Source organism: Algibacter sp. (assembly GCF_029245835.1).
In the GTDB taxonomy this organism is placed as follows: Bacteria; Bacteroidota; Bacteroidia; order Flavobacteriales; family Flavobacteriaceae; genus Algibacter_B.
Genome location: NZ_JAQWOO010000059.1, coordinates 26,610 through 40,196, shown reverse-complemented (window position 1 = coordinate 40,196; position 13,587 = coordinate 26,610). Strand labels below are relative to the sequence as shown.

Annotated in this window: 15 protein-coding genes; 2 read left to right on the top strand and 13 right to left on the bottom strand. The window is 35.2% G+C overall.

The features are described 5' to 3' along the window. The first annotated feature begins 27 nt into the window (after nt 1-27). A complete protein-coding gene (locus tag P8K68_RS09555) occupies nt 28-1,407 on the top strand; it encodes an RNA-binding domain-containing protein (protein WP_300250039.1) in 1,380 nt (459 codons plus the stop codon). A gap of 14 nt (nt 1,408-1,421) precedes the next feature. Here the strand turns inward: P8K68_RS09555 and P8K68_RS09550 are convergent, their stop codons facing one another. The 8 genes from P8K68_RS09550 to P8K68_RS09510 all read right to left on the bottom strand — a co-directional run bounded on the left by P8K68_RS09550 (nt 1,422) and on the right by P8K68_RS09510 (nt 8,668). Then, nucleotides 1,422-1,784: a hypothetical protein gene (locus P8K68_RS09550; protein WP_300250036.1), complete on the bottom strand. Its 363-nt coding sequence runs from the start codon at nt 1,782-1,784 to the stop codon at nt 1,422-1,424. 6 nt (nt 1,785-1,790) lie between these two features. Continuing rightward, on the bottom strand, nt 1,791-2,627 hold the full coding sequence (locus P8K68_RS09545) for a DUF4138 domain-containing protein (protein WP_300250033.1): 837 nt from the start codon (nt 2,625-2,627) through the stop codon (nt 1,791-1,793). Between the two features lie 32 nt (nt 2,628-2,659). Further along, nucleotides 2,660-3,589, bottom strand: coding sequence for a conjugative transposon protein TraM (gene traM, locus P8K68_RS09540; RefSeq protein ID WP_300250029.1), 930 nt, complete (start codon nt 3,587-3,589; stop codon nt 2,660-2,662). Nucleotides 3,590-3,640: 51 nt separating this feature from the next. Then, nucleotides 3,641-4,255 (bottom strand): conjugal transfer protein TraK, encoded by a 615-nt coding sequence (locus P8K68_RS09535; protein ID WP_300250027.1) that lies wholly within the window; start codon nt 4,253-4,255, stop codon nt 3,641-3,643. An 11-nt stretch (nt 4,256-4,266) separates the two neighbouring features. After that, a complete protein-coding gene (locus P8K68_RS09530) occupies nt 4,267-5,091 on the bottom strand; it encodes a hypothetical protein (RefSeq protein ID WP_300250025.1) in 825 nt (274 codons plus the stop codon). Beyond that, the gene (locus P8K68_RS09525) at nt 5,091-5,666 is read right to left on the bottom strand and encodes a conjugal transfer protein (RefSeq protein WP_300250023.1); all 576 of its coding nucleotides are present in this window, start codon (nt 5,664-5,666) and stop codon (nt 5,091-5,093) included. Before P8K68_RS09525 ends, P8K68_RS09530 begins: the two co-directional genes overlap by 1 nt. A 4-nt stretch (nt 5,667-5,670) precedes the next feature. Then, complete coding sequence (locus P8K68_RS09520) at nt 5,671-8,073, bottom strand: TraG family conjugative transposon ATPase (RefSeq protein ID WP_300250021.1); 2,403 nt, start codon at nt 8,071-8,073, stop codon at nt 5,671-5,673. Nucleotides 8,074-8,380: 307 nt separating this feature from the next. Next, complete coding sequence (locus tag P8K68_RS09510) at nt 8,381-8,668, bottom strand: hypothetical protein (RefSeq protein ID WP_073243663.1); 288 nt, start codon at nt 8,666-8,668, stop codon at nt 8,381-8,383. A gap of 236 nt (nt 8,669-8,904) precedes the next feature. Here P8K68_RS09510 and P8K68_RS09505 point away from each other — a divergent pair, with 236 nt between their 5' ends. After that, nucleotides 8,905-9,489, top strand: coding sequence for an N-acetylmuramoyl-L-alanine amidase (locus P8K68_RS09505; RefSeq protein WP_366143739.1), 585 nt, complete (start codon nt 8,905-8,907; stop codon nt 9,487-9,489). A gap of 104 nt (nt 9,490-9,593) precedes the next feature. Here the strand turns inward: P8K68_RS09505 and P8K68_RS09500 are convergent, their stop codons facing one another. The 5 genes from P8K68_RS09500 to P8K68_RS09480 all read right to left on the bottom strand — a co-directional run bounded on the left by P8K68_RS09500 (nt 9,594) and on the right by P8K68_RS09480 (nt 13,576). Beyond that, nucleotides 9,594-10,256 carry an ATPase gene (locus tag P8K68_RS09500; RefSeq protein WP_300250014.1) on the bottom strand — a complete coding sequence of 221 codons (663 nt, stop codon included), beginning with the start codon at nt 10,254-10,256 and terminating at the stop codon, nt 9,594-9,596. Continuing rightward, nucleotides 10,240-10,959 (bottom strand): hypothetical protein, encoded by a 720-nt coding sequence (locus P8K68_RS09495; protein ID WP_300250179.1) that lies wholly within the window; start codon nt 10,957-10,959, stop codon nt 10,240-10,242. The genes P8K68_RS09500 and P8K68_RS09495 overlap by 17 nt, the downstream gene beginning before the upstream one ends. Before the next feature lie 3 nt (nt 10,960-10,962). Next, nucleotides 10,963-11,247, bottom strand: a complete 285-nt coding sequence (locus P8K68_RS09490; RefSeq protein WP_300250011.1) for a helix-turn-helix domain-containing protein — start codon at nt 11,245-11,247, stop codon at nt 10,963-10,965. A gap of 322 nt (nt 11,248-11,569) precedes the next feature. Continuing rightward, complete coding sequence (locus P8K68_RS09485) at nt 11,570-12,406, bottom strand: RteC domain-containing protein (protein ID WP_300250008.1); 837 nt, start codon at nt 12,404-12,406, stop codon at nt 11,570-11,572. A gap of 252 nt (nt 12,407-12,658) precedes the next feature. After that, nucleotides 12,659-13,576, bottom strand: coding sequence for a helix-turn-helix transcriptional regulator (locus tag P8K68_RS09480; RefSeq protein ID WP_300250006.1), 918 nt, complete (start codon nt 13,574-13,576; stop codon nt 12,659-12,661). Nucleotides 13,577-13,587 lie beyond the last annotated feature (11 nt).

The following is a 13,587-nucleotide window of genomic DNA, read 5'->3' as shown; positions in this document are numbered from 1 at the left end:
TATCTTTACTGTCCATTTTATTTCTTAATGACCGAAACAAACCGCATAGAATACAAACGAGAACTGTCCGATGGACTTGAAAAAGAGGTTATTGCTTTTTTAAACTATCGTGAAGGTGGCATTATCTATATCGGTATTGATAAAGAAGGGAACACTTATGGTTTGGCAGATGCTGATGGCGACCAGTTGAAAATTAAGGACAGGCTAAAGAATAATATCCGTCCTTCAGCACTTGGTTTGTTCGATATTGTGAGTGAGCAAAAGGACGGCAAGGACATCCTAAAAATCATTGTGGCCAGCGGTCCAGAAAAACCATATCATCTTAAAAAATATGGGATGAGTGAAAAGGGTTGTTTCATTCGTTTGGGTTCAGCAGCTGAACCAATGCCACAAAAAATGATTGACGAACTCTTTGCTAAACGTACCAGAAATTCTATAAGTAAAATTAAAGCTGCCAGACAAGATTTAAGCTTTAGCCAGTTAAAAATTTACTACGAGGAATCTGGATATTCACTTGGCAAAGCATTTGCAAAGAACCTGGAACTATTGACCGAAGATGGTGCATTTAATTATGCCGCCTATCTTTTGGCAGATAAAAACAATACCTCTATCAAGGTTGCTAAGTATTCCGGGACAACTAGAACAGACTTGATAGAAAGTAACGAATATGGTCACGAATGTTTGGTAAAAGCTACTAGACAGGTAATTGATAAAATTGCCGTAGAAAATAGAACTACAACAAGGATTACATCGAAAGAAAGACAACAGGCTAGTCTCTGGAATCCTATTGCATTAAGAGAGGCTATCATCAATGCCTTTGTGCATAATGATTATACAAATGAGATTACCCCAAAGTTTGAAATCTTTGCGGATAGAATTGAAATCACATCGGCAGGTAGTTTACCTGAAGGGTTGAGTAAGCAAGAATTTTTCGAAGGCTTTTCAGTTCCACGCAATAAGGAACTAATGCGTATTTTTAAAGATTTAGAATTAGTAGAACAATTAGGTTCTGGCATCCCTCGTATTTTGGGACATTATGGAAAAGAAAGTTTTAGTTTTTCCGATAATTTTCTAAGAATGACTTTTGCTGTTCAAAAAGACACCAATGAAACTTCTGTTAAAGTTGATGATATAGAAGATAATCAAGAAGGTGGTGTAATAGGTGGTGCAATAGGTGGTGCAATAGGTGGTGCAATTGATGCAACTGAAGCTCTAACTAAAAGACAAAAAGAAGTACTTAAACTAATTGCTGCTAATCCTTCAATAACATATAATGAGATAGCTGAAGCTTTAAGTATTAACGAATCTGCTGTAGGAAAACATATTACGGCTATCAAGAATAAAGGATTTTTAGTACGCCACGGAGATACTAGAGGTTATTGGGAAATTAACCTTGAGAAAAATTAAATTAAAACTTCTTTTTAAAAAGGCCCTTTTTCCCTCGGACCTTTATTGGTAACTTTCCATTGACCGTTTTCTTTAGTCAGTTTAAAAATGCCTGTTTTCCCATCGTAGGTAGTACTGTATTTTATCCAAGCAAGTTCACCATCAAAAACTTCGTCTAAAATTTCTACTTCGATGTCTTTGTCGGAATCTGGCAGCATATTTTGAACGGTAATCAAACTGGCATAGCCTTCTGCAGTGGTATGCTTTTTAAGAGCTGATTCATCTTTAGAGAAAAAACTTTCCGCAACTGCCTTGCCAGTTTCAGAAGGGGATTTTGTTTTGCTTTCTGAACAAGAAAGGAACAACAATAGGAGTGAGTAAATGACTAATTTTTTCATAACATTCTAATTTGGGTTATTGATATAATTATGTGATATTTTCATTTCTATATTGCGTTCACCGTTCTTTTCGTTTAATTCCAAAATTGCTCTGCGGTTATTGGACAATGAAAATTTAGGCAGTACATAAACAAACCGTACCATTTCACTTTCTCCAATTTTCGAAGGCAGTTTATGTTTGTATATAGGATTTTGGTACAGGCGTTGCAAAGATTTCATTTTTCCTTTCTGTCGTGTTTCAATCGACATGTTTAAGAAATTTAAATCATAATCCAAGGTAGATCTATTCTCAATTCGGATAACGAAATAGAGTTCTTCCTTATCAAAAACAACATTTTCAATCCTTAAAATAACACCATTATTTCGTCTTATATACCTACCAAGATATTGTCTTCTATCAAGAAGATAAGAACAGAATTTTTGATGATAATAAGTGTTGTTATCAATACTTTCTTGATTAGATTCGGAAACAATCGAATCGGTTACAATTGGTTTTTCATTCCCAATACTATTTGATAATGGAATGAAATAATTGAGCTTTGACAGCTGCTTTTTATATCTTACAATATACGAAAAAATTGCGCCATTTCTATTGACTACCAGTAGATTACTTTCTTTCCCAGGCTTCGCCTGAAGTAATCCGAAATACTGTTCTTTTTCACGATTGTAGGTAAAGACAAAATTATCTGAACCGGTTATACCCTGTCGTATGGGTTCTGGGAAAAATAGCGCGACATTTTTAGTGTCGTTTGCGTAAATGGTATCGAGTACGTGTGTTGCTTGAGCGTTAGCTTTCGCCAAAGCGGTAATAATTATTGCTGAAATAATGATATGTTTTTTCATAAGAGTGCGTTTTTAAATGCCCATTATGGGCCTCATAGTTTTGGTTTCAGAATTAATTTGTAGTTGTTAAGTACGGTTACCTTCACACTTCGATTACGACGTCTAAATACCTGTGTAATTCCGCCAACTTGTGGAACGGTTGGAATGTTGATATCGCCTATAACATCATCTAGTACTTCTGTGGTAGCTTCTGCCCTGAAATTGTTTTGCACATAGATACCTTCGCTACCATCCAATAAATCGAAAGCTTTAAGTTTGGTGGGATGATGTTGTACGTTTTTAATCTCGATTAAAGCACGATTGGGCTGAAAACTTATAAACCCAAAAACCGGTGTGTTCTTTGGCATCAGCTTACCGTTGATAGTTGCTGATTTAGTAAGGCGCATTCGTAATCGGGTATTTGCTTTGACAACCTGGTCACCATCTACAACCACATAAATAATTGCATCTGTATTGCCTATAATCGAAATTTCATTCGGTTTAGGCGAAGCAGCAAAGAACAGTTGGTGTTCCAGCCCCAATTCTTTAGCTTCAATTTTTTGTTCTCGCCTTATTTCGGCAGAATCAATTTGCTGGGTATTGTTTTGAGTAACTTTCTTTTGCCCAAGGTTTCGATACTTCTTTTCAGAGTATTGAATCTTACCAGCATCATAAATACTATCTACAATGCGTTCTTTTTCCCGTTCTGGAAGGTCTGGGTCATAAAAGCCCAAGGAATCAATCAGTTTTTCGTCATAGATGCTTGGTGCATTATTTTCTCGCACTTCTTTCAAATCATTTATGGCATCCAGTTTTGAATCATACTCTTTTTGGTTTTCATCCAAATCGGGTATCAAGGTTTGTTCAAGGTTTTCTTTATCACTTTCGTCATCGCCCATAACCATTATAGAATAGGATATCAGAAATATGAAAATCACAGCCAATACAGCTGCAAATACAATTTTATTTTTTTCTACTTTCATAATCGTGGTTTTTTAAATGCCGACTACCTGCGCGACGGCAGGCGGGTCGGCTCAATTTTCATCGTTTATTTTTTTTAAGGTGTTCTCGAAATAGTTTGTAATCAACAATCCGTGCGGATTGTTTGGAAAGTTTCTTTCAACTGGAATTAAATTTCCACTAGAAACAAGTTCGTAGGTATCTATGATTGAACCTCTATTGATTTCAAAAATGGTAACAGTTCTAAAGACGTAAGTTCCGTTTTGTTCTTCGATTTGTGAATCAATACTCAGTACTTTCTGAACTAGCGAGTATTGCAGCAATCGGTTATAGACACCATCCGCTTTTTTCTGTCGATATAGATTGTCCACAGAACTATTGCCCAACCAAAGTGCCTTTTCCAGATTACGCTCATAATTACTGGCATCGATATTATAGAAGTAGTTGTGGAACAGGTCTAGATGAGCTAATGCTTCTACCTTGAAATTTTCTTTTTGGGTTACGAGCTTTAGGGGAATAATACTGCCGTCGGTATTAATGGCAAAAGCACTATTAAGAGCTTCTTTATTCGTCTTAAATGCCATCCAAAGTGAAAAGGTGCTGGATAGCATTGCAAAAATGATAACTGCCAACACGATAAACCTGTTTAATTTTAAGATTGCGTAGATGTTTTTGTAAGAGGTTTTCATTTTTATTGGAATTAACTGGTAAACAATCTGAGGGTAAATGATGTGGCTCGTTTGTATAATTTGAATTTTAGAAAAACAATGAAACCAACTGACCCAAGTTGAACCACAGGTGCAAAAAAGCCTTGACCAACATCTGTCCCAAAAAGGTTTGTCCAGAAGTTCGTATTGATTTCAGTATAGAGCGCATTTACAAATACATTGACCAAAAAGAAGGCTGGTACTAACATATAAACAGCAGCGTACAATTTGAAAAATGTATAGGCAAGCGAACGGAATTTTTCAAAAACCGCCAGACTTATTACGAGCGGAAAAAAAGCTTGCATTATACCTAATAGAAAATAGCGTTCAGCAAGAAATAGTGGGTAGATAAACAAATCTAAAATCCAAAGAAAAAGACTTATGATAAATGCAAATATTTTGAAACCGTAAAGGGGTGTGACCAAGGCTTCGTATAACAGCGTCATTGCCGCTTGTACTACTTCTATAATGCTTACATCTTCCTCAATAGGAATATCCTGCATTTGCAAAGGCAATAAAGCGGGTGCTGTACCACGATATTGCGCTTCAATAGAAACCAAGATGCTATCGAAAAAGCCCAGGACCTGTGTTGAAAATATGACCAGAAGAACGACTGCAAAGTTCTTGGTCAATTCCCCTGGGCTTAATCCCCAAGTGTAACCGTCTTTGTCCGCAATGCCATCATTGTATTTTTTTAGGATATTGACCAGAAAGAACAAAACGGCAAGCGTTTTCATTCCTGCAATGGTGTATTGCGAAAAGTCACTAGCCTGTATAGTCTGAAAGACTGTATCTACATATTCAAGCCCAAAACTCATTAGTAATTCGTTTCTCGGTTATTTACTTTGTCCTGCATTTTTCTGAAGGAAATGATATCACGATAGCGCTTGGTTTTGGTAGTGATGTTAGAAACCATCTGCTTAGATTCCTGTTCTTTTTGTTTTAGGACTTCAGCACGTTCGGCATCTGACATTTTTAGATTATCGCTGGATAAAATTTCACCCATAAAATCAACTGTGTCCAAAGAATTTTGGACTATGGCATCGAATGATTCCGCAACCCGTGTAACTTCCTCGGGCTTGATGTAAGGCGAGTTTAAAATATCCTGTAAATCATTTTGCATTACATTGATAAGGCGTTGGTTGTTCCGTGCAATTTCCTGAACTGCCCTAAGTTGTTGTACTACGCTAGATACTTTCTCGATACTTTCTTTTGCATCTTTCAAGAACTTTACGGACTTGATAAGTTGTGAGGTCTGTTTTGCCGATTCTACAAGTGACTTTACCAAGCTGATAAAGTTGGTATTGTCATAAACTGGCATTCCCTGGCACGCAGCGCGTGCAGGCAATAAAAAAGTGAATATGATTGCGATAATTAAGATTTTAGATTTCATAATATTATGTTTTAGATGTGAATTCTTTAATTGCCAATTCCATATCGTTGGTCTTTTCATAAATGGCCATTATGGCCTCGTTTTCCTGCCCATCGGTTAAGTATGCTGCGTACACTTCTTTAGGAACTTCTAGCCTAAAAATGTTGCTTTCCTTTCCTATTTTGATGAACATTTCGGTGTACTTCCTTGGTCCGGAAAGATTGTTTTTGATGGATTTTAATTGGTTTAAATCGTGGCTGGATAGGTTGAGTCTTTTAACCAATTCATCATAGCCTTTTTCATTGTTTAGGCTATAAATGACCTGTGTATTTTCTAATATGCTTGCCGATGTTGAATTGTTGGGAAGCTGGTTTATAGATTGAAGAATAATACCAATCGCACCATTCTGTTTACGAATCGCTTGATAGTAGAATTCAACACTTTCCAGTACGTTTTCGAACTTCAGTTGCTTTGCAAACTCATCGAAAAGGATAATGCCTTTTTCAGCTCTGTTTTTCCATATCGTTCTTTGGATGGCTGACTTAATCAGCTTCAACATAACGGACAGGATTTCCTTATTGTCCTTTACTTCATCCAGCTCAAAAACAATCAATCGTTTATCCTCAATTTTATAGGTCTGGTCTTCACTTACTTCAAAAAGGAAGCTGTATAGACCATCGCCGACATATTCGGACATTACGTGCAAGAAGCTTGTAATATTGAAGTAGTCGGGATGGATTTTTAAGGTGTCCAGAAGGTCTTCCTGATTCCTTTCTATAAAGTTGTAGAAACCATCTAAAGAATGATTTTCTGAAGTATTGTTGTAATAATGGCGCAATATCTTTTTAACTGAAACCGATTGTGCTTTGGTAACTTTTAAATCTGAAGCGAAAAGTTCAAACAAGAAAACGGACAAGTCTTCCAAACGTTCTGGTGTTAGGTCATTTGCATCACTTATATAAAAAGGATTGATACCCAAGTTTTTGCCACTTTCATAACGAAGGACAGTATATTTTTCGGGATATAGTTTGGCAAATTTTGTGTACGAACCACCCAAATCAATGATGACTAGGCGGACACCACTTTCAAAATACTGGCGTAGAATGTTGTTTGCTAAAAAGGACTTGCCTTCGCCAGTAGGTGCAAAAATGGCAAAGTTTCTTGCCTTAATGCGTTTCTTGCGTTCGTCCCAAACATCCTTTAGAACAGGAACGTTATGCTCTCTGTCATTAAAGATGATTCCCGTAGCATCCGAATTGTAATTGGTGTTATTAATAAACAGGCAAAGTGCGTGTTTTAAATCTGTTACATACAAATCGCTATTTGAAAAATTAGAAGAAAAACAGCAATAACTATTTAGTATATAGTTCTTCCGTTCCTCACCTCTAGGATAGTATGGAATGATATCCAGTTCCTTAAATTCGGTCTTTATTTTAGAACCGATTCTACTTAAGTTTTCTGGGTTCTTATCCCAGTAGACTATATTTAAATGACCACGAATAATACGGGCATTATCATCCGCATTGATTTGGTCTAGTATGTGCTGAATTTTCCCAAGCACTACTTTGTTCTGAGAACCGAAGTTTGAGCTTTTGTTGAGTTCCTCAACTTTCTTATCGAGTAGCTTGCGCCACTTCTGTTTGTCATCCAAATACAAGATTTGATTGACAATATGATTTTCATTAAGCGTAAGCCCTAAGCCATCAATAAACCCTTGATGAAATACAAAATCGTCAGAAGTGAATTTCTCATTGGTTTTGCTACTCTGCACACTTTCGCCAAAGCACAGTTCGCTATTGATAGCTAGGGCATCAAAATGGTTTTCGCCAACATTGACGCTTTTTTTATCTAATATGATATCAGTATCAAATCCATCATTAAATCCATTGAAATAGCCATTGGTTAACTGTTGTATGTCGCGAGCGTTGAGCGAAACAAAGGTCATTTTACGGCTATTGTTTATAAAGGAAACGGAATCACTAACAGCACCGATGAAGCCCTTAACGTTGTCATCTAATTGTTGAGTAATCCCTTTGGAAACTTTACGGAAAGGGTTGACATATTTTGAATTGTTCAGAGCTTTGTTCTTTGTGAGCGTAAAGAACAAAAAGCAACGATGTTCCATATAATCACGTCCTTTGAATTGGTCGTGTGTCGCTTTTTCTAAAAACGTTGTATTTGGAAGTGCTTCTGAAGTGTATGTTTTTTTAAGATATATATCCTGTTTTTGTACTACCGTTCCAATAGGCAATGATTTCAAGGCCTGAAACCAAGCACCGTGTATATCTTCAAAGTCTTTTTCAGATAACGAATAAATTTCTGGTAGCGTTCCTTCATAGCACAGTACGACATTGGCATTATTAGCAAATATGATATTGTCTTGAATATCGACAATAGGTTGATATGCTGAAAGATTAATCTTGTTCATAATAGAAGCCAGAGTTTCTTTTGTTACTTATTATTCTTGGGAAGGGGTTTGCCATCTGAAAAATTTGTGGGTTATGTGTTATTCTCGTTAAGGCTACGTAGAGAGCAGCATTAAAAACGAGTATGCCGATTATTATCCCGAAGCTGAAAGAGAAGATAATGATGAGCAGCGAAGCCAAAATAGAAACCATCATTAACGCAAACAGGGAAATAGGCAGCACAAAAATGACCGCCCTTTTCCTAATGTTTTTATAGACCTCGTATTTCTTCATACAGCTATTCTAATAAAGCCCTCGATGAGGGTTCATTTATACTACGATTCCTATTAAGTATGTGAAGATGCCGACAACTGCGCCAGCAATCAAAACAAACACAAGCACTCTAGTAATTCCTTTTTTAAGGTCTGCGTTTTCCCCAAAGAAATGTCCTGCATTAAACAAGAAACCAACAAGAAAAATGACACCAAGTAAAATTGGAAATATGGTACGTATGGTATCGCCCACATCGTTAACGGAATCTTCAATTCCCCCAATTTGAGCAAAAAGTGATGTTGAGAGCAACGATAAAAAAGTTGCTAAATAGATTGATTTTTTCATAATAAAAGGGTTTAATTTTTTATTCATTTTCTCTTTCTGAAATTTACATATATTTGTACATAAATAACTTAAAATCAAATATTTGTGAAAAAAATATTATTTGAAATCAATTGAATTTAATTGCTATTATTTGGCATCAAATTCTATTAGTTTTTGAAGGGAAATTGTTGATAACCTGAAAATTGAAAATGAAAAAAGCGCTCAAAAACGTCAGTTTTGTCTTTTTGCTTCTAAAAATGTGTATCGTTTTGGGACAAGAAAAGAGTGCTCAAAAACGAATTGTAATTGACGTTGGACATGGGGGAAAAGATGCTGGTGCGATAGGCATAAATAAAATCCAAGAAAAAGATGTTGTATTGGATATTGCAAATGCCATTTTGAAGCTAAATAATGAATTGGATAAACCTTTGGATATTTATTTAACCAGGTATAGTGATACACTCATTTCACTATCGGATAGAACCAAGCTGGCCAAAGCTCTAAAAGTTGATTTGTTTGTCTCTTTACATTGTAATCATTCTGATAATCCAGATGCAAGAGGGATAGAAGTTTATGCTTCACACAAGGAAACAAATTATTCTAAAGAATCTATTTATATGGGTTATCAAATTGAAAAGATGATTTGCAAAGCCATAGGATATGAAAGTAGAGGCGTGAAGTTTGCAAACTTTCAGGTACTTCAAGAAACAGTAAGCCAGTGCAGTTCCATACTATTAGAACTAGGCTTCTTATCCAATATAGATGAAAACGCCTATTTGTCAAGTTCAGCAAATATAAAATTGATGGCATCGGTCATTTTATTATCGATACAAAAGCAATAATATTATGAAAGATATTTTTTTAGAATTAACCAAAAGTTTAAAGGAGATAGCAATACAATATATTTCAGAACTGATTTTAATATATAAATCATTTAGAAGTTAGATTACTTTCGCTTATCTCCAGCCCCTTTATCAAAAGCAATAAGATTAAACAATTCTCGCATCCGGCTACGGACACGGTTGCCGTAGCGTTCTTCCAATTCCTCGGCATTTAGGTTGGTGGTTGCGTGCGTTTTAATTTTATGTTTGGTTTGCATGTACAGCTCATAGCGAGATAGTAACACTTCTCCCATTACGTTCAAATCTTTACCGTAAAACCTACCAGCAGGTTCAACACCCAAATCATCAAAACAGTAAAATTTGGTATTGCCATATTCCTCAATGGTTTTGAATCCAAGATGGTTGAAGCTAAAAGTTACATTGCGACAAGGAATCATTTCATAAGGACGTTGCATTGGTACGATATGTCTCATTAATTTCATTAAGCTTGTTTTACCGCAGCCTACTGGTCCAGAAAGTAGAATGCCTTTGTTGATATCTATTCCGTAGCTTTTACAATTTTCTTTATCCTTGATGAAGTAGGAACAGAGCTTCAATAAAATGTCTTTGTCTTCATCGTAAATTCTAAATTTTTTGCCGAATAGAAGTTTACCTTTAGCATTCAGATAAATTAGAATTTTTGGAAAATCGTAGAGTACACTTTTGCCATCAAATTTTCCGAGCGAATATTCCACGCCACCTTCGGTTATTTTAGAGGGGTTGTCCATAGTCTTTGTTTTTAGTGGTTCGCAAGTTGTCCTGTCTTTGGGACGGTTCTTTTTTGTTTGAAGAGTTTTCTTGATCGAATATTTCGGTTCTGTCCATCCAGTTTGTAGCTAAAGCACGCCAATCTCGTATCGGTTTTCCGTCACTTGTTTGCCATTCTCGTTCTTGGTAATACTCGAAGAACTTTTTTCCTTCATCAGCATTAAAACCTTTTTCTTCAAAAAATAAAACAACGGCCTGCCTGCCCTTTGGCTGTTTTATATAGTTTTCTTGTTTGATATTGTTTGTATTAGATACCAATGCTTGTCCACTGGTGGGACGGTGTAGGTACACTACCTGTTCACTTCTGGGACGGTACTGTTCCGCAAGCTGTTCTAATACGGGATTGTACTGTCCCGTTACAGGTTCATCACTTGTACTGATAATGGACATCTTGATTTTGCTGCCTTTATATGGATTATTGGATGGAAAATAGGATAGGTAGAACCATGAGTCTAAATCTGTAACACATCGGTGGTAAGTGGATTTTGAGCCTATCTTAGCACAACGCATTAAATCTCTACGGTTTACATAAAATTCATTTGCAAAGCGGCTGCTGTTCCATTCTTGAAACAATGCCATATACAAACTAATATGTGTAGGATTAAGGCGGTCATCAAAATAGAACTTTTCAAAAGCCGCGTTAAGTAGCTTTATATAGTTCATCATCTAAGAGTTTAACCCGTGCTGCACTCGGTTGCCAGTCATTATATTTTGAATTTCTTCCGCATCGTAATAGATAATGCCACCTACCTTAGTGTAGGGTAATGTACCGTTGATACGAAGATTTTGTAAAGTGCCCGGACTCACTTGAAGCAAGTCCATAACTTCTGAAGATTTCAAATACCTTTTGAGTTTTCCAGTTGTTTGTTTGGATAGCAGTTTTTTAATGTCATCGAGCAATTCCATTTTGAATTCCCGAAGGTCGTCTGTTGTAATAATATTTGCCGGCATAATAGAACGGTTTTATGGAAAGGGACTATCGCTTTGCTGTCAATTAATTTGATAGTCCCTGACCTGATTTGACTTTCGTTCTACAAATTTGAATAGCTTTAATGGATTTTATTCCCCAGTACAACCGTACTACGGTCAAAATTTAACATTTTGAAATTCGATGTGTTTTAAGGCTGTTTAGAGGATGTTCTTTTAATAACATATGCTTAAATGGCACTAAATTTTATTGAAAACTGCCCTAAAATATAATTACCGTAGGTTAACCGTAGTACGGTTATATTTTAACAGTTAAAAAAAGCGATTGAATAAAACGTATTAGCGATTATTCCTCACTTTTATTCATTTCGGAAAGAAGGGAAGCTGTCAGCTGGTCAAGGAATAGTGTACGACTATTCTTCCTGTTCTTGATGTCTTGAAAGGTTTTATAGATTTCCTTTGGGGTAAAGTCAAATACCTCTTGTAATATCTTGGATATTTTTGTAATACTTTGACCATTCTGTTTTGCTAACCCATTAGCACATAAGGCGTAGAGTAGTTCTACCCAATCCGTATTTGTGAATGGCCAAGGGATTTTTTCTGTTGGTTGTATGTTCATATTTTTACTATTAAGGCTATTTTTTACGTAATGCTGCTTTTGGTCCATATAGCCTACAAGGGAAAGATAAGCTTTAAACTTGCCTAAAAGCATATCCCTTGGGGTACAAAAATCTGGGTCTTGAAAATAGAATTTTGAAGTAGTAATATGATAGGTGTCCAGATGGTCCCTGGTATAATAAGCTTTGTCGAAGTGGGATGCACCAGAATTTACATATTGTCCAAAATCAAGATTATAAAGGAAGAAGCGGTTTAATTTGTTGATTTTCTTTTTTATAAATTTCAATTGTTCAGCCCTATCCACTTTTGGAAATTGAATTTCAAACGAACGTACTTCAGAATAATAAATAAGTTGAGAAAAAGGAACTTGCTTTATTCTTTTGAAAAAATCTACTTCATCTTGAATTGATTCGAATTCATGGGCTACAATAATTTTCTTAAATTCACTAAGAAGGTTTCTGCAGATAATTATGGATTTGATTGAACGATCAATTATTCCAGCAGAACTATACTTGATGTCTTCTAATTGCTTAATTAGCTCATTATTTTTCTTTTCAAATTCCATCCAACCTAATAATTAGGAAATAGAAATTACCCTTAAGAATTTGAAATTGATGGCGGTTGTTTGGTTGAAAAGATGAGAGAAAAAGTATTAGGGTTCAATCAATTTTTCTTTAGAGGCTTACTATTTCTAATGAAACTTAAATATGGTGAATAATGATGAGTAACAAAAATATAAACTGTGTAGATAGTGTGTATATTCACTGTGAACTTTTATTCACAAATAAAAAAGTTGAAATTGGTGGTTATTGAATAGTTATTCTTTAAACTTATCTATAAACTCATCTTTATTAGAGACATTAGATTTTGTAAAAATATTGGAAGCATGTTTTCTAACAGTGCCATAGGAGATAAACATATTACTAGAGATGTCTTTGTAATTTTTTCTTTTAAGTATTTGAATAGCAATTTCATTTTCTCTATTAGTGAAATTATATTCTCTTCCAATGTTTCGTTTCAAAATATACGTGTTTTTTAATCTATATGAGTAGCTGTTTATTTCCATTATAGTAACGAAAAAGAATGCCATTGTTACCAAGGGTTGAGTGATAGGTTGAAAATCTCCAAAATAGGTAAGTAGTGGTAATAGGATTATTGAGAAAATAGAGGAGAGTCCCAAATATGTCTGAATTTTAAAATAACGTTGTCTTTTAACCTCCTTTTTTATGGTCATAAAGAAATAGATTAGAAACGTTATTGAGAGGAATGTTGGAAATACTAGAAAAAGACTTCTTGCAAAATTTAATGATTCAGTGAAGTAATAGGGTAAAACAAAAAGAAATACAAAAGTGAATGAAAGTATCCATATTAGGTTTTTTATTTTGAAGAATTTATTTGGAGTTATGATGTTAAATTCTTGGTATAAGTACCAAACCAAATAGACACACATTACTATAGAGATGCTATAAGTTGTAATATATTGGATGAAAATTGGTCCTGGTAAAGATGTGTTAGGGAGCAAACCATTCAATAAATTGTAAAGCAGAAAAAGTACAGCTAAAATTAAATATCTGTATGTGGTCTTATTGGTTTTATTTTTACTGAATGCTATTCTAACGGATTGAAAAATTATGATTATTCCGATTACAATACAAATGAAAAGCACTATCCAGTGCATTGAAGACGAATACTCAAATACTGGAGTAAAATGATATGTTTTTTCTTGGGGCGGCATATAAGTATTTG